19 protein-coding genes and 1 pseudogene are annotated in these 21,131 nt (G+C 49.3%); 15 read left to right on the top strand and 5 right to left on the bottom strand.

The annotated features are described in order from the left end of the window. Window positions 1–94 precede the first annotated feature (94 nt). Together H6F88_RS26605 and H6F88_RS26600 are read left to right on the top strand one after the other, a co-directional pair. A complete protein-coding gene (locus H6F88_RS26605) occupies window positions 95–265 on the top strand; it encodes a PCP reductase family protein (protein ID WP_190645827.1) in 171 nt (56 codons plus the stop codon). 95 nt (window positions 266–360) lie between these two features. After that, complete coding sequence (locus H6F88_RS26600; protein WP_190645826.1) at window positions 361–903, top strand: pyridoxamine 5'-phosphate oxidase family protein; 543 nt, start codon at window positions 361–363, stop codon at window positions 901–903. Here the strand turns inward: H6F88_RS26600 and H6F88_RS26595 are convergent. Next, complete coding sequence (locus H6F88_RS26595) at window positions 867–1,298, bottom strand: DoxX family protein (protein WP_190645825.1); 432 nt, start codon at window positions 1,296–1,298, stop codon at window positions 867–869. The two genes, H6F88_RS26600 and H6F88_RS26595, sit on opposite strands and share 37 nt — an antisense overlap. Before the next feature lie 5 nt (window positions 1,299–1,303). Between H6F88_RS26595 and H6F88_RS26590 the strand changes: the two genes are divergently transcribed. The 8 genes from H6F88_RS26590 (at window position 1,304) to rarD (ending at window position 8,408) form a co-directional block, all read left to right on the top strand. Then, window positions 1,304–1,510 (top strand): hypothetical protein, encoded by a 207-nt coding sequence (locus tag H6F88_RS26590; RefSeq protein ID WP_190645824.1) that lies wholly within the window; start codon window positions 1,304–1,306, stop codon window positions 1,508–1,510. A 55-nt stretch (window positions 1,511–1,565) separates the two neighbouring features. Continuing rightward, on the top strand, window positions 1,566–1,826 hold the full coding sequence (locus H6F88_RS26585) for a hypothetical protein (RefSeq protein WP_190645823.1): 261 nt from the start codon (window positions 1,566–1,568) through the stop codon (window positions 1,824–1,826). Window positions 1,827–1,922: 96 nt separating this feature from the next. Beyond that, entirely contained in the window at window positions 1,923–3,017 is a 1,095-nt protein-coding gene (gene cax, locus H6F88_RS26580) for a calcium/proton exchanger (RefSeq protein ID WP_190645822.1), read from the top strand. Window positions 3,018–3,253: 236 nt separating this feature from the next. Beyond that, window positions 3,254–4,357, top strand: a complete 1,104-nt coding sequence (locus tag H6F88_RS26575) for a hypothetical protein (RefSeq protein WP_190645821.1) — start codon at window positions 3,254–3,256, stop codon at window positions 4,355–4,357. Between the two features lie 442 nt (window positions 4,358–4,799). Next, window positions 4,800–5,723 (top strand): hypothetical protein, encoded by a 924-nt coding sequence (locus H6F88_RS26570; RefSeq protein WP_190645820.1) that lies wholly within the window; start codon window positions 4,800–4,802, stop codon window positions 5,721–5,723. Window positions 5,724–5,735: 12 nt separating this feature from the next. Beyond that, complete coding sequence (locus tag H6F88_RS26565; RefSeq protein ID WP_206756469.1) at window positions 5,736–6,317, top strand: hypothetical protein; 582 nt, start codon at window positions 5,736–5,738, stop codon at window positions 6,315–6,317. Between the two features lie 162 nt (window positions 6,318–6,479). Beyond that, window positions 6,480–7,349 carry a hypothetical protein gene (locus H6F88_RS26560; RefSeq protein WP_190645818.1) on the top strand — a complete coding sequence of 290 codons (870 nt, stop codon included), beginning with the start codon at window positions 6,480–6,482 and terminating at the stop codon, window positions 7,347–7,349. 150 nt (window positions 7,350–7,499) lie between these two features. Continuing rightward, complete coding sequence (gene rarD, locus H6F88_RS26555; protein WP_190645817.1) at window positions 7,500–8,408, top strand: EamA family transporter RarD; 909 nt, start codon at window positions 7,500–7,502, stop codon at window positions 8,406–8,408. A gap of 13 nt (window positions 8,409–8,421) precedes the next feature. Here the strand turns inward: rarD and cysH are convergent, their stop codons facing one another. Continuing rightward, complete coding sequence (gene cysH / locus H6F88_RS26550; RefSeq protein WP_190645816.1) at window positions 8,422–9,180, bottom strand: phosphoadenosine phosphosulfate reductase; 759 nt, start codon at window positions 9,178–9,180, stop codon at window positions 8,422–8,424. 130 nt (window positions 9,181–9,310) lie between these two features. On the opposite strand from cysH, the gene H6F88_RS26545 reads away from it, so the two are divergent. The 3 genes and pseudogenes from H6F88_RS26545 (at window position 9,311) to mgsA (ending at window position 11,498) form a co-directional block, all read left to right on the top strand. Beyond that, window positions 9,311–9,778, top strand: coding sequence for a nucleoside 2-deoxyribosyltransferase (locus tag H6F88_RS26545; RefSeq protein ID WP_347277746.1), 468 nt, complete (start codon window positions 9,311–9,313; stop codon window positions 9,776–9,778). Between the two features lie 139 nt (window positions 9,779–9,917). Further along, window positions 9,918–10,049 (top strand): annotated as a pseudogene (locus H6F88_RS26540) (class D beta-lactamase); the annotation flags it as partial. A gap of 81 nt (window positions 10,050–10,130) precedes the next feature. Then, window positions 10,131–11,498, top strand: a complete 1,368-nt coding sequence (gene mgsA, locus H6F88_RS26535; RefSeq protein ID WP_190645814.1) for a methylglyoxal synthase — start codon at window positions 10,131–10,133, stop codon at window positions 11,496–11,498. A gap of 23 nt (window positions 11,499–11,521) precedes the next feature. On the opposite strand, the gene H6F88_RS26530 is transcribed toward mgsA, so the two are convergent. Beyond that, a complete protein-coding gene (locus tag H6F88_RS26530; protein ID WP_190645813.1) occupies window positions 11,522–14,725 on the bottom strand; it encodes an ATP-binding protein in 3,204 nt (1,067 codons plus the stop codon). A gap of 391 nt (window positions 14,726–15,116) precedes the next feature. On the opposite strand from H6F88_RS26530, the gene H6F88_RS26525 reads away from it, so the two are divergent. Beyond that, window positions 15,117–18,872, top strand: coding sequence for a PAS domain S-box protein (locus tag H6F88_RS26525; RefSeq protein ID WP_190645812.1), 3,756 nt, complete (start codon window positions 15,117–15,119; stop codon window positions 18,870–18,872). A gap of 35 nt (window positions 18,873–18,907) precedes the next feature. After that, window positions 18,908–19,477 carry an alpha/beta hydrolase gene (locus H6F88_RS26520; RefSeq protein ID WP_190645811.1) on the top strand — a complete coding sequence of 190 codons (570 nt, stop codon included), beginning with the start codon at window positions 18,908–18,910 and terminating at the stop codon, window positions 19,475–19,477. Window positions 19,478–19,657: 180 nt separating this feature from the next. Here H6F88_RS26520 and H6F88_RS26515 read toward each other — a convergent pair whose 3' ends face one another. Beyond that, window positions 19,658–19,858, bottom strand: coding sequence for a hypothetical protein (locus tag H6F88_RS26515; protein ID WP_190645810.1), 201 nt, complete (start codon window positions 19,856–19,858; stop codon window positions 19,658–19,660). A gap of 119 nt (window positions 19,859–19,977) precedes the next feature. Beyond that, the gene (locus tag H6F88_RS26510) at window positions 19,978–21,078 is read right to left on the bottom strand and encodes a low-complexity tail membrane protein (RefSeq protein ID WP_190645809.1); all 1,101 of its coding nucleotides are present in this window, start codon (window positions 21,076–21,078) and stop codon (window positions 19,978–19,980) included. Window positions 21,079–21,131 lie beyond the last annotated feature (53 nt).

The raw sequence follows: 21,131 nt of genomic DNA, 5'->3' as shown, positions 1-21,131 counted from the left end.
GAACTTTAGTTCAGGGCTTAAATCAGTGCCAATAAGCTCAGATGAATTCGTATTAAAGTGAAGAAGTTGTGCAGCGTATTGAATCAGACTTTTTATGAGCAATTCGATTGAGTGGACGAGTGAAGCTGAAGCCCGTCTGAAGGAAATTCCGTTTTTTGTTCGTCCTGCTGCCCGTAAGAAGATTGAAAAGTTTGCTCAGGAGGCAGGTGTGATTCAAATTACTGTTGAAATTTATGAGCAGGCTAAGCAGCGCTTTGGGTCTTAGAAATTCCCAGTAAAGCTCGAACTGCTCACAGTCTCCCAACATGGAGATATCAAGGGGCTGCATTATGTACACACCGTAAAAGTAGAAAGTCCATAATGGAACTTGCAACGGCTGAAAATGGTTGGGTGAACACGATCGCTTCCTCTAATCCAGAAGCGATCGCCCAGGCCCGTCACATCCTTCAAAGTGTGCATTATTGCAGCCTTTCTACCTGCTCAGCCGATGGCTTTCCCTGGGTATCTCCGGTGTTTTTTACCTACGATGAGCAGCTAAATTTTTACTGGTCATCAGCGATCGCCTCTCGCCATTCTCAAAACCTTTATGCCAACAATGGACGGATGGCGATCGCCGTCTACAACTCTAGTGTAGAAGAAGGAAAAGGACAGGGTATTTACTTCTATGGAACGGCTGCTGAGCTTGAGCCAACACGGGTAGAAGCTGTGATGCAACTGTTGTTTAAGCGTTCAGGTAGAGTATTGCCTAGAACGGCTGAAGATTATTTGAACGACTCACCGCGCCGAATTTATCACTTTCAGCCCACAGAAGCTTGGGTTACGGGCGATCGCTTGCCCATTGGCAATCAGCTTGTCGATACCAAAATTCAAGTTAACTTAGCGACTTTTTCGGCACCTAGTTGAGTCTCTGGATTGCGGGTATACCAATATGCCCAGGCAATTAACACTGCTTGAAAGGGCAATCTGGCAACATAAAGAGCCTGACTGTGAGGAATTCCCTCAACCGGAATATTGTGCAGGGTCATGTAAATGTTGGCAGGAAATACCGCAATAAACAAAGAAATGAGTCCCCATGCAGCGGCAACACTCACCAGTGGAATCATCAAGCCAATTCCACCCAAGATTTCAAAGAATCCACTCACATAAACAGATGTTAGCGGCGGAAAGGGCGGTGGCACAATCCGAGCATATTGTTCTGGACGGATAAAATGAGTAATGCCAACGATAATGGTACAGACAGCCAAAATGCCACGCAAAATCTCTTTACGGCGATGGGAGGAGTGAGTGGTGGAATTCATGGGTAATGATTGATTCAGTTCAAAACACCTGTCAGTGTAGCGATCGCTGCTCAATTCTGCGTCTGTCCAGAGTTAGTGCGATCGCTCTCTATGTAGCGCTGTCCCGTACAATAACTTCTCTGGTTGCAGATCCATTGCAGGGGCGATTCGCGAATTGCTCCTATAGCTTATATGAGGTGTTGCTAAGATGGCTTAAGTTAGCTCACAAATGATTTTCAGGACTGCTAGATCTCGTGGGAAAATTGGGGTTGTCTTGTAATTTGTATCATGTTTAAGGTTGTTACTCCTGGCTTCTCACAAGAGTTTGAGCGTTGGACAGATGCTCTCAATACTGCCAATTCTTTGATTCCTCAGTGTAAAAGCTGGACTGAAGATATCCGCATCTTCCTATTTGATGAATTGGTTTGGGTCTACAGCAGAAGTCATAAATATCCTCAGTATATTGGCGCTGGAATGTACGATCGCCTCGCTAAAATCTTCATTCAAGAAGCGCTAGAAGAAGAAAGTGCTGATTCAGGGGATGATTAACGTAGGGAAATGGATAACCTAAAACCCAAAAACTCAAAATTCCTCAAATTCTCACTCTGAATTTCTAACTTTTACTTTTTAATGCTTTAAATTGTTATGGCTCTCAGAACGATCATTCCGCTCATTCTGCTGATCTTTGTCCCAATCTCGATCGCCGCTGAGCAGCTACATTGGGGCGAAACGGCAGTATTCGTTACTTCTGCATTGGCGATCGTTCCCCTCTCAATCTGGCTAACCACCGCAACAGAAAAGATTGCTGTTGTCACAGGTCCAAGCTTTGGCGGATTAATCAATGCTGTGTTTAGCAACGCAACGGAGCTAATTATTGCCCTGACTGCGCTCCGGGCAGGGTTAGTTGATATTGTAGAAGCGAGTATCACTGGAAGTATTATTGGTGCCCTGCTGTTACTGTTAGGTTTGGGACTATTTACGGGTGGGTTGCGCTACAAAGAACAGGAATTTAAACCAATTTTGGCACGGGTGAATGGTTCCTCAATGACGCTAGCAGCCGTGGCGATCGCCCTTCCCACTCTCGTCATTAATACATCCAGAATCGTCGACGCATCATCCATTCGCAATCTTTCTCTAATCACCGCAGGGGCATTGATTGTGGTGTATGGACTAACGTTATTATTCTCCCTAAAAACCCACAGTTTTCTCTACGACATTGGTATCTCTGAAGAACCGATCCTGGAACCTGGAGCTGATGTTCCGGATAAAGGAATGCGTCGTTTGTTGCTTTGGCTAGGTGTGTTGCTTGCATCTACGAGCGCCATTGCGGTTGAGTCAGAACTGTTTGTCGGTGTTGTCGAGCAGGAAACATCTCGTCTGGGACTTACACCTTTGTTTACGGGTGTGATCTTGCTGCCGTTAATTAGTGATGTGGCAGGTTATGTATTGGTCGTTCGCCTCGCGATGAAAAACCAGATGGATCTGGCAGTTGCTACTGTGACAGGCGATAGTCTACTGATTGCGCTGTTTGTTGCACCAATTCTGGTGTTTATGGGGCAGGCAATGGGGCAACCCATTGACCTTAATTTCAACACGTTTGAGGTGATTGCGCTGGCCATCACTGTGATTGTGAGTAATTTGATCTTGTCAGGCGGACGGTCTAACTGGCTGGATGGTGCGTTTTTGTTGGCGACTTACTTTCTGCTGGGCGTTGCTTTTTACTACCATCCGATTTATTAGGGAACATGAATTAATTAAACTGCCTAATTCCCTGCTGTACGGGCTTGGCATTGCCAAGCCCCTAACCGAAATACTGTACTTTATTAAATTCATGCTCCTAAGTGGCAGCGATCGCCCTTCGTATTTTCTGTAACTGTATTTCCTGTAACTATTTCTGCAACAGAACCAAGGTTTGCTGGTCTGCTAGCTAAGGTAAAGGAATCGTACTTGACATCCTTTATCCCGGTACTGCACTTATGTCTCGCCACAGTTCATCACAAGCAGGAGCTAGATCACTTCGCGGCATTTGGTCGCTAGCTTTAATGGGTCTTGTAGTGCTGGCTGCTCCTCAGCAAGCTGCAACAGCTTCACCACAGCCTGCCAATTCAGCGATCGCTCAAGCAAACTCCAGCCAATCCTCTCAAAATCGGTTGCCGCGAGCGGTTGCGCGACAGGTGCAGCGCGACTTGTCCCAACGTCTTGACATTCCCCGACGCAACTTAGAAATTGTCAGCTTTGACCGGCAAACCTGGCCCGATAGCTGCCTGGGACTAGCTGCCGCGAACGAACGCTGTGCCACAGCAACGGTCGAAGGTTGGCGGGTGGAACTGACTAACGGTCAACAAAACTGGGTTTATCGCACCGACATGACCGCGCAGGTGATTAGATTGGAAACCAATCAGAACAACGATCTGCTGCCCGAAGCGCGCGATCGCCTGCTCCAAACGATTGCCCAAGAAGAGAGCGTGTCGATCAACAGCCTACGCATTACGGAAGCGCAGCCCAGAGTGTGGGATGGCTGCATGGGAATTTATGCCCCTGACCAGGCTTGCACCAGGATTGCGATTTCGGGCTGGCAGGTAATCGTGGCTGGAGAAGATCAAAGCTGGGTTTATCACTTGAGCGAAGATGGCTCACGCATCGTGCAAAACTCCACAGCAAGCGGTAACTTGACCCCATCCTTTATTCCAACAGATGGAGGAACTCCTGAACCGATCGACAGCGCAGTTGTCTTTCGAGCCGTGACGTCCGGTGGTTTTGCAGGGATTGTCTCTGAAGTGATTTTAACGGCGGATGGCACGATTTATCGCCAGGTGTCGCAACCAAGCTCTCCTCGCCCCTCTGACCCAGTGGTTGAAAGTCGCCTTTCACCAGAACAGGTAGAGCAGTTTCAGCAGCTTTTAGAAGACCAAAGATTCCCTAATCTAAATGGGTTGAGATACATTACTGATGTTGCACTTGCCGATTATCCAACGACTACCTTCTACGCAATGGGTAGCCGAGTTGAATACATCGATTTGGAGCAAGATAATTTGCCTGAAGCGCTCCAGGAAGTAGTTCAAGCTTGGAACCAGTTCTAGGTTTGAATAAACCAGCAATACCAGGAACACCTGTTCCTATAACTTGAACATTGCCTTCTATAAACGTTGGGGCTGTGTGAAGTGGAGAGAAGCGCCATCTGGCTAAAGATGTAATCTCCACTTGTCAGTGGGTTGGTAGAAAGCATTCCGATTTTGTAATGCTGGTTACATAACCCAGAAACTAAAAGGGAGGTAGGGTAAAGCTCTACCTCCCTTTTAGTTTCTAACCTGTATAGCTATAGCTATAGATGCCCAAAAGTATTGCTACATATACCTCTCTAGGTTAGTTGAGTTTTTTATGGAGGTGTTAAATTCAGTAGTTATAACGTTTGGTACAGGCACACCAATCTTTCTCGTAATAACTTTTAAGTACGTTTAAGAATACTCCCTTAACTTGCCTTTTTGCTTTGCGTTAAATCATTTTTACAAAGGAAGAGCAACCATGATCAGCGATCAGAGACCCGTCGTTCAAGACGAAGAAAAGTTTTCAGTGGGTAGCACAAGCCAAGAGAATGCTCATCCTACCAATGTCCGACCGACTAACGTTCAGCCGACCAAGGTCCAACCGACTAAAGTCCGAACTGCTGACGTAACTCCTGTAACTGTTCAGGTCGAGCAAAAACCTGATTTCGACCAAAACACAGCTGAAAAGAAACCTGTAGAGAAACGGGTTAATCCTTCTCTAACCCGATTAATCGTCGGAGGGTTGGTTGGTGCAACGGTTGGTGCGCTCGCAGGGGCATTAGCTAACCGGAAGACCTCTCAAGGTTTCAAACACGCAGTTCAAGGAGTAGACCGCGCTTCCAAAACTGTCGGTGAAGGTTTAAGCCATGCTGCTAGTGGTGTTGTTGATGCGACCAAGAGCGTTGGTGAAGGCTTAGGATACGCAATCAGTGGTTCAACTCAGGACGCAGTACAGGGCATCGCTGAGGGCACACAGCAAATCAAAACGGCAGCAGCGGGGGTTGCACAAACAACCGCTAATCAGGTAGACCAGACTGTCAGGGATGTGACCAAAGGTGCACAGCAAGCTAAAACGGCAACGTTAGAGGCTGTGCAAGCAACAACAGAGCGAGTAAGTCGTGCTGCTCAAGAAACATCAGAAACCCTTAAAGCGGCGGCTGAAGAGACTAGCAACTCTAATCAACAGGTGATTGCTCAAGTACCGCAAACCGAAGCAATAGTACCTGTTCAATCTGATGTTGATATAGAACTCATGAATGCGTTGCAAGCGGATGAAGATTTTCTTGCTCTGACAGAAGGAACCGGTCAAGGAGAGATTGAGCAAAAAATCCAAGAAAACACCGAAGCAGCTCTTCAAGAGGGTTTGTTTGCAGATGTTGAAATCAGTCACCCAAGCCCCTAGAAGGAGAGAATGATGGTCACGGACAGTAATGAAGCTCTAGCTGAATTGGATAATGCTGAACTGGGTGATACTGAATTGGGTGATGTAGATACATCTATAGACTACATCGGCTCCGATGATATCTCGGATGGGTCAAGTCACGCCTTAACTCAAATTGCGATTGGTGCACTCGTTGGAGCCACCATTGGTGGAGTTGCCACTGCTTTGTCCAATCGGTCCATTGTCAACCGCATCAATCAGACCGTTCGGGGAGTTGGCTCCACCGTTAAAAGGGCTGCTAATAGCGTTGACGACGCGGTCAGAGGAGTGGGTGATGCAGTGCAAAGCGTTGCTACGGGCGTAAATGATACGGCCAAAGAGGTTAGTGACGTGGTTAGAGAGACAGCTGAAGGTATCGGCGGCACGGTGAAAGACACAATCAACACTGTGCAAAATACAGCCGAGAATGTCAACGACACTGTAAAAAGCACGGCTGATGCGGTTCGCTGTACAACCGAGGAAGTAACCACATCCAATCAACGCGAAGCTAATGGGTCAGAAAATGACACTCTTTACAAACTAATCCCAGTTAACTCAAGTGAATCAGGCTCTTAAAGCAATTTCCCCATTAAGTTGGGTTAATTGTGAGATGGGAAATGAGCAGCCTAAAGCGTGGGCTGCTCATCCCTTCTACAGGTTCTTGGTTGTAGCAGACGGGGTGCAGGGGGCTGGTTTCTGCTCTCTGTGTCACCTTCAAAATATTGGACTGGTGTAACTATGCGTTGGATATCAGGATTCCTTAACCCCAAAAAGTCTCAACCTTGTCAGCAACCAATTAACTCTCCAGCAGATCAAAGTTCAGATACAGTTCAAAATCCTAATACGATGCTACAGGTTGTAGTTGAAGAAACCGTAATGGCTGTTGCAAAATGGTTGGTGACGTTAGTCAACCGTAGTTTAGAAGCTAAGGCAGTTGCTCCAGTCGCCCCAGTCGCAGAAGCCCCAACGACCACTGCTACTGTAGCTCAGAGCAATCCTGATGCCAGCTATACTGCTGCTTCCAATCCCTCTAGTGATTCTGACGTTGATCAAACGCGTACGGTAGAAGAACTATTAGTAAAATTTAGCTGTATAATCCAGCAGTCGCACGATCGCATTCAATCTACCACAACCTTAGAAAACCGCATCCGTGCAATTGAGACCTACTTGAGAAGGGACTATAAGTTAGAACAACAAGTTAAAGAGTTGAGCGAATTATTTGCCAATTTAGAGAATCGACTGGCTCAGGTTGAAAGCTTAGTTCAGCAAGTTGATGGAATCTCAACTGAAGAATTTCTAAAGATGGAGCAGCGTTTAGAGCAGCAAATTGAAACAGGAACTCAACCCATTGGTACTTTTGAAAATCGCCTTTCGCTGATCGAAAGCTCTATTGAGAGTGAAAATCTTACCCTTAATCAAATGGTAAAAGTAGAGCAAGATGTAATGGCCATCGAAAAACGGATCGTTTCTCTAGAGAAATTGTTTACTCGCATGAGCCTGATCGTTCGGTATGTAGAAAATAACTACCGCTCGATCGCATCTTTGCAAAAGTACGTGAAGAACCTCGATCCTACATCTATCCCTAATAAAAACGGTTCTCACAATTAAACTCTCACATAGTTAATACGGGAGAATTCAATTTATCCGTGGATGTGTTCTTCTTTTCGCCCTTCTAATGCAGCTAACCCAAAAAAGTTCATACTACGCTTTAGGATAGGGGCTTTAGGATGGGGATTGTATGCTCTCCACTAAATTCCTTTGAACCGCAATCCTGATCATTCTGCATCTCCCAGCACTACAACTAAAACGGGTGCTTTGTATGCTATTTTTGCCTATTCATCCTGGGGGCTACTGCCCATTTATTGGAAGTTTTTTGGGCAGATTCCGCCTATAGAAGTTCTTAGCCATCGCATCATTTGGTCAATGGTGTTTCTCACCGGGTTATTGCTGCTGCAACGGCGCAGAGCTGAATTTGCTAAAATCTGGCGATCGCCCACTCATCTCTCCACTCTCTTTTTAACTGCCTCACTACTCACTTTTAATTGGGGACTTTACATCTACGCCGTGAATGCCGATCGCGTCGTAGAAACCAGCTTAGGATACTTCATCAACCCGCTTGTGAACGTCCTGCTCGGATTTGTGTTTCTCAAAGAACAGTTAAACCGATGGCAAACCCTGGCTGTAGTTTTAGCAGGACTCGGAGTCGCGAACTTTATCTGGCAACTGGGAGAAGTTCCCTGGATTGCGCTAGTGCTGGCGTTTTCCTTTGCCTGCTACGGCTTGTTGCGAAAAGTGGTGCCCGTTGCGCCAATGGCCGGATTGGCAATGGAAACGTTACTCGTTACCCCGATCGCCCTTGCTGCCACTGGCTATTGGGCCGCGACAGGCACAGGACACTTTGGCACAAGTTGGGCAACCAGTTTGCTGTTTATTGGTGCAGGGGTAACAACTTCACTGCCACTGCTGTGGTTTAACAATGCGGCTAAACGGTTGAGGCTTTCCACATTGGGATTCTTTCAATATCTAGCTCCCAGTTTGCAGCTTGTGTTAGCCCTGTGGCTCTACCGTGAACCGTTTACCTTAACTCACGCGATCACGTTTGGGCTGATTTGGACAGCCCTGATTTTGTATTCCACTTCATCTTTGATGAGCCAGCGATCGAGTTGATTGCTGCAACGGCTTACAGCGAACTAGAGTCGAGGCTAGCTGATTCTCCCAAGCTTTGCGGTAAGTGAATTCCACATTCCTGCTTCAAGCCATTAAAGCGGGTGTCGCGTTCGTCCTCATCTGTAGCGGTGAGGGGGCGGCTAGAGTGCCAATCGCCCACCGTGACATAGCCTTCATCAAACAGCGGATGATAGGGCAAGTCATAGGCTTGAAGGTAGTCATACACTTGCTTAGAACTCCACCGCAGAATCGGTAGCACCTTGTAAATGCTGCCCTGGAGGTTGACGAAATCCAGCGTTTTACGGTGATCGGTTTGGCTGCTGCGAAGCCCAGCCAGCCATGCAGTAACGTTTAACTCGCGCAGGGCTCGCTGCATCGGCTCGACTTTGCGGAGTTGGTCATAACGATTAAGCGACTCCACATCGTTTTGGTCCCACAGCCGACCATAAAGGGCTTCCATTCGGGCAGGGCTAAGGGAAGACTGATAGACCTTGAGGTTGAGCTTGAGGCGATCGCTCAACTGGTCTGCAAAGAGGTAAGTTTTAGTGGGCAAATAGCCCGTATCAATCCAGATCACCGGGATGTCAGGAACGATGCACGTCACCATATGCAGCATTACAGCAGAGTGAATGCCAAAGCTCGTCGTCATTGCCAAGCCGCTGTCAAACGTATCAACCGCCCATTGCACAATCTGAACTGCGTCTGCTTCTGCAAACTGCTGATTGACTTCGTTCAGGTTGATTGCGGTTTGCCCCCATTTCAAGCTAGTCATTCAACTTTCCTTCAGATCCATGTGACTTTGTGCGATCGCTGCCTCCTTTCAGATAATCGCATGATACAAACAAGCTTGGCACGATGCTTTTAGAATGCATCTCGGATTATGCAGTAATTGGGAGACAAAGGTGACGCGCAAGACAATTTATTTAGCTAGCCCCTACGGGTTTTCTCAACAACAAAAGGCATTGCTGTTACCGCCTATCGTTCAGGCGCTAGAGGCGCTAGGGGCAGAAGTTTGGGAGCCATTTGAGCGCAACAATCAGGTCGATTTCTCCCAAGTCGGCTGGGCTTATCAGGTCGCACAGGCAGATTTCAATGATGTGAAAAACTGTGATGGCATTTTTGCTGTCGTGAACGGAACACCGCCCGATGAAGGGGTCATGGTTGAACTGGGAATGGCGATCGCCCTTCACAAAGCCATCTTCCTGTTTCGCGATGATTTCCGCCGCTGTACCGACAGTGAGCTTTACCCACTCAACCTGATGGTTTTCTCAGGTCTGCCTGAAAAGAACTGGGAAGATTACTACTACACCTCCCTAGATGAAGTTAAATCTGAGCAAAAGGCTCTCTATCGCTGGCTGAGTGCTGCATAGAAAGCAAGATCTAATACCAAATCTGTCTGTAGAGTAGCGGTATCGGTAGGGGCGAAGCATTCGGTTACAATCCTTGCTACTGAAGCGCAATTCTTTTGGCGAATGCTTCACCCGTACACCCAATCGTGTTTCTTTACGATTTGTCGGTTATTTAGAACAGAACGATAACGTCTACTTCTTTGCGACCAACATCGCCACGCAAGACGAAGATGACTTTCCCGCCCGCATCGAAGTGACGCGGCGCAGTCTTAAAGCGTTAGGGTTGTTTTGATTTGGGGAAAGGGGAAAAAGGGTGTGTTTTCCCCTTTCCCCTACGATTAGTAGTTAAATTGAGAGAAAATCCCTGTTTTATATGCCTCCAACGATTGCTCTGATTGCCCACGATCGCAAAAAAAGCGATATGGTGGCGTTTGCTCAGAAGTATGTGTATCTTCTGTCTCGCTACCGACTCATTGCTACCGGCACAACAGGAGAAAGGGTTCAGGCTGGGACGGATTTAACGGTCGAATGTAAGCTATCTGGACCGTTGGGTGGGGATGCTCAGATTGCGGCTGAGGTGACGACAGGGGATGTCGCTGCGGTGATTTTTTTGATTGATCCGCTCTATGCTCAGCCCCACGAACCTGATATTCGCGCCCTGCTGCGGATCTGTGAGGTGCATAATGTTTTGTTTGCGACCAATCTGGCAACTGCGGAGGCGATCGCTTCTCAGCTCTCTAATACCAAGAATGCTTTTCTGATTTTCAATCCGGTTGCGGGTCAAAGCAATCCCGTGGAGGCGTTGTCCCAGATTCGAGAATTGTTGCAGCCACACATGCTGCTGACGGTTCACACCACGACTCCAGAAGACGACGTTAAGCAGGTCGCGCAGGAGGCGATCGCCGCTGGAGCCGACATGATTTTGGCTTCGGGAGGCGACGGCACCATCTCTGCGGCGGCGGCTGGGGTGATTGGCACAGGCGTTCCTTTGGGTGTGATTCCAAGGGGCACAGCCAACGCTTTCTCCGTTGCATTGGGAATTCCTAGAGCCGTGCAGGGAGCCTGCCAGACAATTTTGTCTGGGCTAACGCGCACTGTAGATGCAGCCCGCTGTAACGGTGCGCCGATGATTTTGCTGGCTGGAATTGGGTTTGAGGCAGAAACGATTGACCGGGCCAATCGCGACCTGAAAAATCGCCTGGGCGTTTTGGCTTACATTCTGGCAGGGGTGCAGCAATTTGGGCAGCAGGAGCAATTTCTTGCCCAAATTGACGTTAGTGGCACCGTCAGCGAGTGTCAAGCAGGAGCAATCACCATTGCTAACGTTGCGCCTCCGACTTCTGTGTTAGCTCAAGGCTTTGGGCAGGTGCTTGTGGATGATGGGCTGCTAGATGTGACGATCAGCACTGCAAATACTCGGCTCCAGGCGATCGACACGATGCTGAATTTGTTTGGCTCCGCGCTGATCAAAACTGCTACTAATCGGGAAGACATTATCTGTCTGCGAACCCAACGGCTCACCGTCACCACTGACCCACCCCAAAAGGTTGTAGTTGATGGAGAAATTATTGGCACCACACCCGTTGAGATTGAGTGTATTCCACAAGGACTGCTGGTGTTTGCTCCGCCCGTAGCAGTGGCACCTACTCAGGAAGAAGTCGCTGCCGAAGTTGAGGGGGAAATTGCGGCTATTGAGGATGCAGTTGAGCAAGAGAAAAAGGATGAAGCGGGAGAAGGATGAAGGATAAGGGCTAAAACGAGTCTTCAGCTTTCTTGGTTGAAAGTCCGATCGCCAATTTTTAATGCCGCGATCGCTTTGATTAATTCTTCTGGTTCAACGGGCTTTGCGAGGTGCTGTTGAAACCCTGCTGCCAGGGCTTGTTGCTGATTCAGTTCTCCTGCGTAGGCAGTGAGGGCGATCGCTGGAATGTTGCCACCTTGCTCGGGTGGTAGGCTTCTCACCTGCTTGAGCAATGCGTAGCCGTCCATGTCCGGCATTCCAATGTCGCTCAACAATAGGTCTGGTTTGGTGTGTGTCAGTGTGTGTAGTGCTGCTTCTGCGGATGCCACTGCAATCACCTCGGCTCCAGCCTGCTCTAATACAAACGTAAAGAAAGTACGGGTGTCTGTGTCGTCATCGACTAGCAAGACGCGCAGCGACTTCAAAGGATGAGGGACGAAGGATGAAGGATGATGGGGATCGGTTGCATCCTTTATCCCTGCCTCCTCATCCTTCAGCAGCGGTAGCCGGACGGTAAAGGTCGATCCCTGCTCTTCTCCGGGGCTGGCTACCGTGATCGTGCCACCGTGTAGTTCAACTAAATGCCGGGCGATCGCCAATCCCAGTCCCAGTCCCCCAAATTGTCGCGTGGTTGCTCCATCAGCCTGACGAAAGGCATCAAACACATGAGGCAGGAAGTCGGGAGTAATTCCTTTGCCCGTGTCGATGACGGTGATCTGAGCGTAATTCGTCCTTTGTCCTTGGGGATCTGTTTTGAATTGCTGACCTTTCACCCATGACCCGTGACCCATGACTAATGACAGCCTCACCTCAACTTGTCCGCCTGGAGGCGTGAATTTGACGGCATTGGAGAGCAAATTCCAAATGACCTGCTGCAAGCGACCCGGATCGCCAGAAACCTTACCAACGGTTGGGTCAAGCACAGCCTGAAGGTTAATCGACTTTGTGGTTGCCGCGAGCTGAACCGTTTCAATTGCGGCTTGAATGGTTGTTGCTAGATCGACCGGGATGTTGTCCAGCCGCAGTTTGCCCTGGAGAATGCGGGAAACATCCAGCAGGTCTTCGATCAGTTGGGTTTGCAGTTTGGCATTGCGCTCAATGGTTTCCAGGGCGCGGTCGGTGGTTGCGGCATCAAATGAGCGCGATCGCAGCAGCTTAGACCAGCCCAAAATTGGGTTCAGTGGAGTTCGCAATTCGTGGGAAAGAATGGCTAAAAACTCATCTTTAATGCGATTTGCGGCTTCTGCGTTGGCTCTAGCTGTTTGCTCGGCGGTCAGGCTACGGGCAAGTTCGAGCTGCGCTTGATGCTGTTTGGTCACGTCGCGGATCGTAACAATTGCCAGAATGACTTTTCCTTGTTTATCTTGTACGGGAGTGCCGCTGTAGCTGCCAATCCAGGTTTTGTCAGTATCTCGACGACGAACCTGAATCTCATAGTTGGAGAAGGTTTCACCGTTGAGCGCTCTAGCGATCGGCCACTGCTCTACGGAGACAAAGTTGCCCTGCAAATCATGCACCTCAAAGGTGTCTGGAAGCTCTTGCAGGTGCCGTCGTACTTGCTCGACGGTGTCATACTCATGCAGGGCAAGCGCCGCCGGATTAAACGTCAACATGTTGCCTTGCGGGTCAGCAATCACTAACCCCTCAGTCATGTTGTTGAGAATTGCCTCAAGCTGTCCGACGCTTGTCTCTAGCTGATGCAGCAGTTGTTCGCGCTCGGCTTCGGCTTGCTTGCGATCGCTAATATCTAGAAATGCTGCGACTGAGCCTCTAACCTGTCCTTGCTCATCGAGCAGAGGTTTGGCATAACCAAACAAGCTAAAGCGACTGCCATCTGCTCGGACAATATCGACCTCTGTTCCTTTGATTTCTACATTGTGCAGGGCGGCATAGCGCAAGGGAAATTCATTGGGCGTGAGTTCTCGTCCTTCCTGAATGATTTTGTAGGACGGAGGCGGAGCATCAGCGGGGGTGTAAGAAACATTGGCATCTGGGATAATTCCCAACATTTTGGCAAAGGCTGGGTTGGCTTTGACCTGCCTAAATGCTGGATCTTGGGTAATCAATACGCCAATTGGAATCACTTCAAACAGCGTTTGCAAATCCTGGTTGAGGCTGGCGATCGACTGTTCACGAGCGGCGATCGCCGCTGCCATCTCGTCAAAGGCGCGTGCCAAATGCCCCAGCTCTCCTGTATCATCAGCTAGTTCAGTGCGGGCGCTAAGGTCGCCACTTTGGAGCTTTTGAGCAGTTTGTACGAGGGATTGCACTTTGCGGGTGAGAAAAATATCTCCCCCAAACCAGGCAGCCGTCAGCGCCAAAACAGTGACGCATCCTAGCCCAACCAGATTTTCCACGAGCAGTTGGTTAGCTTCTGCAAAAGCAACGTTTCTGGGCACTCCAATTCTGATATGGACATCTTGATCAAAAGAGCCATGAGAGCCATTACCCAATGTGGTAAATGCATAAAGCTGCTCAACCCCATCTAAACTAGTGGCTTCAGTCGTACCCTCGCGCTGAGCCAAAATCCTTTGGGTGATAGGAGCATTCGGGACAGACTTGCCGACCCAATCTTGTGAATCTGGGTAGCGAACTAAAATCGTTCCGTTGCGGTCGGTTACGGTAACGGTCGAGCCTTCTGGTAACTCTGCTTCGGCAGCTAATCGATCCATCCAGTCCAGATCTAATGCTGCACTGACGATCGCCCTTACTTTCCCCGATTCATCTAAAATGGGATAGCCAAAATTGAGCGTAGACTTACCTGTAATTCGCTCTACCTGATATTCGCCGATGGCAAAGTCACGATTAGCAAGCGCAAGACGAAAGTAAGCGCGATCGGCTACGCTAATCGACTGTTGTGTTGCAGGGGCACTACAAGTTAAGTTACCTGCTGCATCTGCTACCACAAAACCTGCGTAAGAACGATATTGCTTTAATAGATTAGCCAGCAGTTGGTTACAGGCTTCGGTATCTAGTTCATGAATTGCAGGTACTTGCGAAAGCGCGATCAACAATTGTCGTGCCCCCTCAATTGCTTGACGCTGACTAGCAGCCGTAGACTTTGTCAGTCGCAGCAGGCTTTCCTGCGCGTTTCTAGCCGCGCTCTGTCGTTGAGTATTAGCCGTATGCAGAATTAGCCCTAGTGCTGGAATGACTGCCAGAAGAACGAGCAGAATTAGGCGCAGACGGAGGCTAGATAAGCAGGGACGACGGAACCAGGAGTGCATGATGGGCTTGCTCGACTTCCACTGGCTGAACTCAGTCTGCGATCGCTCTCATTCATTTCAACTTTATTTCAACGATTGCCCTTTCACCATTCCCTCAGGTGACCGTTAATTCTTACCGTTCTAACTTTAAAGAGGAGTAAATCCGATGGGAAAATAGTATACCTTCTTCAATAAGGATTGTGAGGGCTAGTTTAATCTTTCATTAAACTACAGCTTGCCTGACTCTCTGGGTAGAAGACTTTTCTCACTAAAACGCAGGAAATTTCAAACAGGGCTTCTGTACCCTGATTGACCTTGTATTGACTTCTCCATAACGTTTATAACTAAAGGGGCGGTTTTAGGACAACTGACAGGCAGCCTTTGAAAGACTGCTAAACCTGTAATCTAAAAGATGAATGCCAACTCCGAGCATATCTTCATTGGTAACAGCGAGATGGCGGCACTCATGCAGTCCCGTTTTGCAAGTGCCGAGAACGTCACTAATGGCTCGTCAGTGTCCATTGGAGCGATCGCAACCTGGTCGCCAAGTTTTAAGACAGCCCTAAATATTTTGTTGAATGCTTGCTCTCCCATGTTCCTGGTTTGGGGAAGCGATCGCCTTTTGTTCTACAACGATGCCTACTCTTTGCTATTGCGGGCAAACGACCAGCCGATTTTCGTCGGTCAACCTATCAGCACCAGTTGGAATGAAAATTGGCGGCAAATCCAAGCTGATGTTGAGCAAGTGTTTGCTACAGGGCAGCCCCGACGCTGTGAAAATCAACCCTTTCCGGGCGATTGCTCTGGTAGACAGTGTCATTACACCTGGTCTTATAGCCCTCTTTGGAATGAAGCAGGTCAAATAGATGGAGTATTTGCCACGGGGTGTAGAGTTTTAGTCGAAGATAGCCTGCCTACCCCCAGCAACCCTACCCCCCAGGACCTGGAAGAAGCGCTATACCGCCGAGAAGAGCAACTGCGGCTCGTGACCAACGCCGTTCCGGCTTTGATTGCCTACGTGGACAAAGACCATTACTACCGATTTAACAACCAAACCTATGAAGCCTGGTTTGGGCAACGTCCCTCAGACCTGACGGGCAAGCACGTTCTTGAGGTGTTGGGTGAGGCGGCTTACAAAACTGTGCTTCCTTACATGGAGCAAGCACTCTCAGGACAGCGAGTTAGTTTTGAGAGCCAGATTTCTTACCAAACAGGCGGCACTCGCTACGTTAGCGCGGATTATGTTCCTCACGTCAATAGTCAGGGGGCTGTAGAGGGCTTTTTCAGCCTGGTGAGTGACATTACCGATCGCAAACGAGTAGAGGAGGCTCTGCGAGAGAGTGAAGCACAAATTCAACTCGCCGTTCAGATTGGTCGGCTAGGAAGTTGGCGCTATGACCCGGCTACCAACCTGGTTGAACTGGACAAGCGAATGCGTGAAATTTGGGGAGAGCCAGAGGATGCGGTTTTCCTTCCCCTATCAACTGTCCTAGAACGAATTCACCCTCAGGATCAGGAACGAGTGGTAAGCGCTATAAGCCATGCTCTTTCCCCAAGTTCTTCAGGCGGTTACGAAATTGATTACCGGCTCTTGGTAGGCGATGGCGTTGAGCGCTGGATTTCAGCGAATGGACAGGTTCAGTTTGACGGAGAGGGAGCATCCCGACAGCCAGTAGAATTCATTGGCACTGCGATCGACATCACTAATCGCAAGCAAACTGAAATGGCTTTGATTGCTCAAGAACAGCGTTATCGCTACATTTTTGAAGCAGTCAGCATTTCAATTTGGGAAGAAGATTTTTCTCAAGTCCAAGCGGCGATCGCCCAACTCAAAGCGTCTGGAGTTGAAGACTTTCGACAATACTTCACCCACCATCCGGAGTTTGTCCAACAGGCTATTGCAATGGTGCATCTGCGAGATGTCAATCAAGCAACGCTGCACCTATTTGGGGCACAAAGCAAAGCAGAACTGTTGAATTCTTTACATCAGATTTTCACACCCGAAGCCGAAGCAATCTTTGTAGAAGAGCTGCTGGCTATTGCGGATGAGAAACCCTCCTACGCTGCTGAAACCGTTCTGCAAACTTTGCAGGGCGATCGCTTTCCCGTTTGGTTTACCATCGCTTTCCCGCCTGCCTCGGCAGCCTATGACCGGGTGCTGGTTTCCCTGGTGGATATTAGCGATCGGGTCTACGCTGAAGCTGCTCTGCGCGAAAGTGAGTCCCGCTTTCGGGGTGTGGTCGAATCCAACATGGTTGGGATTCTCTTTTGGGATGCATCTGGCTACATCACCGCTGGCAACGAAATGGCAGTGCAGATGTTGGGCTACAGCCAGGAAGAACTGCAATCAGGACAGGTGCAGTGGCAAAACATTACCCCTCTTGAGTTTCACGAAATTGATGCAGCCATGCAGTCACAACTGCTGGCAGATGGCGTATGTCCTCCCTTTGAAAAAGCTTACATCCGCAAAGATGGCACTCAGGTGCCCATCCTAATTGGCGGAGCCTTGTTGCCCGGTTATAGCGATCGCGGCGTTGCTTACTTCATCGATATCGCCGACCGCAAACAGGTCGAGAATGCTCTGCGTCAAAGCGAAGAACGCTATCGATATTTGGCTGAATCGATTCCCCAACTGGTCTGGACAGCAAACGCCGAAGGAATTTTGTTGGATATCAATCAGCGCTGGATGGACTATACGGGGCTAACGCTAGAGCAGGTTCAAACTGAAGGATGGCAAGCGGTCATTCATCCTGATGATATAGCTGAACTCACCCACGATTGGGCAGCCGCGCAACAGAACGACACCCACTATCAGGCAGAAGGGCGAATGCGACGAGCCGATGGAGTCTATCGCTGGCATTTGCATCAGGCGGTGCCGTTGAAAGATGCTCAGGGCAAAATTCTCAAATGGTTTGGCACTGCAACCGATATCGAAGAGCAGAAACAATTGCAGCAAGAACGGGAATATCTCCTGCAGCGGGAACAAGCAGCCCGTGCCGAAGCAGAATCCGCCAACCGCGTTAAAGATGAGTTTCTGGCAGTGCTGTCCCATGAGTTGCGATCGCCCCTCAACCCCATTCTCGGTTGGTCGAGACTGCTGCAAGATGGCAAGCTCGATGAGACAAAAGCCAAACACGCTCTAGCAACGATCGAACGCAATGCCAAACTGCAAGCAGAACTAATCGAAGATTTGCTCGATGTTTCTCGAATTTTGCGCGGCAAGCTCAGTCTGGCAGTTAGCCCAGTCAATTTAGCAGCCACCATTCGAGCGGCGATCGAAACTGTGCGTCTCGCCGCAGAAGCTAAATCCATTCGCCTAGAGTCAGATCTAGCTCCCACCACTCAAGCCGCAGGTGATGCAACACGTTTGCAGCAAGTGATGTGGAACCTCCTCTCCAATGCCGTCAAATTCACGCCTCCAGGCGGACTAGTGAAAGTGAGACTAGAGCAAGTTGAGAGCGATAGAGAGGCTCAAATTACCATTACCGACACGGGCAAAGGAATTGACCCCAGCTTCCTTCCCTATATCTTTGACTACTTTCGGCAGGCAGATAGTGCAACTACGCGGCAGTTTGGCGGGTTAGGACTGGGATTGGCGATCGTGCGGCACCTGGTTGAACTGCATGGTGGCACCATTCAAGCCGAAAGCAAAGGGGAAGGACTAGGAGCTACTTTTATCGTTAGGCTACCGCTTTTAAAGCACGAGAATGGAGGGATGAATGAAACCGATCCCCTTCATCCCTCATCCTTCATCCCTCATCCCCTAGCCCACGTTTGCGTTTTGCTAGTAGATGATGATACCGATACCCGTGAACTTGTTGAGTTTCTGTTAGAACAGGCTGGTGCAAAGGTGACAGCCGTCACGACCGCAGGAGAAGCACTATCAATATTGAAGCGTTCGCCACCCGATGTCTTGCTGAGCGACATTGGTATGCCAGATATGGATGGCTATATGCTGATGCGCCAGGTGCGAACATTACCTCCAGAGCAAGGTGGACAGGTCAAGGCGATCGCCCTCACGGCCTATGCAGGTGATTTCAACCAGCAACAGGCGCTAGCCGCAGGATTTCAACAGCACATGTCCAAACCAATCGACCCCGAAATGTTAGTCAAGGCGATCGCAGCCCTCACTGGAACTTTACCGAATCGATATCATCAGGATAGATAAGGGAAAACACTAATTTGCAGTTCGCTGCACGGGTCATGCGTTTAAATTCGTTAATTACAAAACTGTCGCTGATTGTAGGGATTGGCGTTTCTGTGCCGCTGTGGGCAACAGGAGCGATGGCCGCCGAACGGGTTGTTCTTAAATACAGCGTTTTGAGACAATCGGTTTCTGTCGCTGAACTAACCACGCTAGCCGAAACGGGAGAAACGTCGCGATCGCTGCGTCGCTATTTGCGGTTAGCGGGCAAACAGCCTGAAGAAGTGCGCCAGACCTTAACCGAAGAAGCCCAAGTAAACGTGGTTTTGGTCGATCGCGGCTTGAACAATCCAATCGGCGATACCGTGCTTGACCAAGTGGGTGAAGCTATTTATCCACCATCCGGTGAAGCTAGCCGGGAGGCATTGCGATCGGCTCTGGTCCTTTCGGCTAGTGATGACGACCGGATTAGCTTAATCGAAGTGATTCAAAACTACCCGACTGATGAGGTGGTGGTTGATGGCGATCGCCTCGTTGCAGCCTACGGTCAGCTTCAAGCGATTCAAGAACGCTTTGGCGGACTTCTGGAAGGTGGGCTAGAAGGCGTGTTCGATAATATTCAGTTTTGAGAAGCTTGAGAAGATCAAAAGCTCTGCCTCCTGAAAGTACAAGAAGCAGAGCTTTATAAACAATATTTGTAACAGACTGGAGACAATACAGTCTGTATCTGAAGCTGCACAGCCTGGAGCGTAAATGGGGCACACTCCAAACTATGCAGCTCTAAAGGGAATTGGGATAAGGGCGGAACCTCAATAAGCCAAAGTCTCTAAAGTTTCGCGCAAGTATCGACGCACAAGCTGATCTTGGCTGAGTGGCGGATGCCGCTCGTCGCTACGCTCAGTTTGCCAGCGCTTGAACCCAGAACTGGAGGCGATCGCCCGCTTTAAGCTATCCCAGACCTGTTCATCTCCAGGGGACTGTATACCAGAAGGGAAAGAAGTAATAGCCATAGAAGTTTCAGGAATGGTGCAAGGATTTAGGGGAAATGAAATTTCTCCTAATCACAGCATAGCGTAGTCAATCTATTTGACTGTGTTGAGCTACACGGTTGGGTAAATTAGTGCAAAATTCATGAATGAGGAGGCTCAGATGTCGATTCTGCAGGAGCGCCTGGTTCAGTATCTGGCTGAGCATCGGGTTGAATGTCTTGCGATTCCCACGCCAGCATTTCTTCTATCACTTCCTCTGCTGCCTGTTCTTCAATCACCGAGGCGGCTTCAGCCTCCGGAGTTGCCTCAGGTGCGATCGCCTCTTCAACATCTGAAATCTCAGCCGCAGTAACCGTTTCTGCCTCTGTTGGATCAGGGAATGGCTGACCGACTGGAGTCGTCTCCGCCTCTGAGGGCGACGTTTCTAATTCCTGATCTGGAATGGGTGCAACTTCCGCTTCGACGGTGACGGCCTCATCTACAGCCACTTGGTTTTCCGCTGTTTCAGTTTCTGCAATTTCGGCTGTGGCAGTTTCTTCGCCTGTAGGAACTGCTGCTGCAACGGTTGCCGCATCTGAAGCGATCGCCTCTACAACAGGTATTTTCTCTGTCTCCGCAGCCGCTTCAGGCTTAGCAACGGCTACGAGTTGTGGAGGGGGGGCGATCGCAGGCAAAATCTGCTTGACGCGCAACCCCAAGACGGTAAAATCTTGCCCAACTCGCTCTAAGGGATAGGGTTCCGCAGCGGCAAACTTAGTTTCACCCGCTAACAGCACCCGCACAACGCTCAAGGGAACTTGCAAAAACAGATTGCAGCCCAGAAAAGCGCTCGCTGCCACCAGCAACCCGACCAGCCGCCCCGAAAAGGGGGTTACTTCCGTCGCAAGCGGGGCAAGTTTGTAGAGTTGCCAGAGGATGATTGTCAGAAGGATTGGGGCGATCACAGTCAACACCCGCACTTCTTGAGACTTGAAGAAACGCAGCATTCGCCGCTCTTCATCAGTGAGTTGGGCAGGCTGAATGGCGATCGCCAGTAGACTAAAAATGTAAAAGGGACGCTGCCATTGCATCCAAAAAATAGGTGCAATTCCCACTGCGGCAACAAACCCTAGCTCCAGCACTGCAGGCAAGAGAGGATCACCCGCCGCCAGTCCTAACAAACAAATTTCCAAAAAAATCGGTAGCGCAGCAATACCCGCCAGGTGAATCCACAGGTAAGGATCAGACCAAAAAGAACGCATACCCAATCTGCATCAGAGGCAACACTGTCATAGTAATCGGGAATGGGGATCGT

Source organism: Oculatella sp. FACHB-28 (assembly GCF_014696015.1).
GTDB lineage: Bacteria > Cyanobacteriota > Cyanobacteriia > Elainellales > Elainellaceae > JAAUTN01.
Note: the sequence above shows the minus strand (reverse complement) of the source record. Positions and strands in the feature narration are given on the sequence as shown.

Excerpts from the sequence above, each read along its gene's own strand:
- H6F88_RS26605 (WP_190645827.1), top strand. The coding sequence starts at position 95 with ATGAGCAATTCGATTGAGTGGACGAGTGAAGCTGAAGCCCGTCTGAAG.
- H6F88_RS26600 (WP_190645826.1), top strand. The coding sequence starts at position 361 with ATGGAACTTGCAACGGCTGAAAATGGTTGGGTGAACACGATCGCTTCC.
- H6F88_RS26595 (WP_190645825.1), bottom strand. The coding sequence starts at position 1,298 with ATGAATTCCACCACTCACTCCTCCCATCGCCGTAAAGAGATTTTGCGT.
- H6F88_RS26590 (WP_190645824.1), top strand. The coding sequence starts at position 1,304 with ATGATTGATTCAGTTCAAAACACCTGTCAGTGTAGCGATCGCTGCTCA.
- H6F88_RS26585 (WP_190645823.1), top strand. The coding sequence starts at position 1,566 with ATGTTTAAGGTTGTTACTCCTGGCTTCTCACAAGAGTTTGAGCGTTGG.
- cax (WP_190645822.1), top strand. The coding sequence starts at position 1,923 with ATGGCTCTCAGAACGATCATTCCGCTCATTCTGCTGATCTTTGTCCCA.
- H6F88_RS26575 (WP_190645821.1), top strand. The coding sequence starts at position 3,254 with ATGTCTCGCCACAGTTCATCACAAGCAGGAGCTAGATCACTTCGCGGC.
- H6F88_RS26570 (WP_190645820.1), top strand. The coding sequence starts at position 4,800 with ATGATCAGCGATCAGAGACCCGTCGTTCAAGACGAAGAAAAGTTTTCA.
- H6F88_RS26565 (WP_206756469.1), top strand. The coding sequence starts at position 5,736 with ATGGTCACGGACAGTAATGAAGCTCTAGCTGAATTGGATAATGCTGAA.
- H6F88_RS26560 (WP_190645818.1), top strand. The coding sequence starts at position 6,480 with ATGCGTTGGATATCAGGATTCCTTAACCCCAAAAAGTCTCAACCTTGT.
- cysH (WP_190645816.1), bottom strand. The coding sequence starts at position 9,180 with ATGACTAGCTTGAAATGGGGGCAAACCGCAATCAACCTGAACGAAGTC.
- mgsA (WP_190645814.1), top strand. The coding sequence starts at position 10,131 with ATGCCTCCAACGATTGCTCTGATTGCCCACGATCGCAAAAAAAGCGAT.
- H6F88_RS26530 (WP_190645813.1), bottom strand. The coding sequence starts at position 14,725 with ATGCACTCCTGGTTCCGTCGTCCCTGCTTATCTAGCCTCCGTCTGCGC.
- H6F88_RS26525 (WP_190645812.1), top strand. The coding sequence starts at position 15,117 with ATGAATGCCAACTCCGAGCATATCTTCATTGGTAACAGCGAGATGGCG.
- H6F88_RS26520 (WP_190645811.1), top strand. The coding sequence starts at position 18,908 with ATGCGTTTAAATTCGTTAATTACAAAACTGTCGCTGATTGTAGGGATT.
- H6F88_RS26515 (WP_190645810.1), bottom strand. The coding sequence starts at position 19,858 with ATGGCTATTACTTCTTTCCCTTCTGGTATACAGTCCCCTGGAGATGAA.
- H6F88_RS26510 (WP_190645809.1), bottom strand. The coding sequence starts at position 21,078 with ATGCGTTCTTTTTGGTCTGATCCTTACCTGTGGATTCACCTGGCGGGT.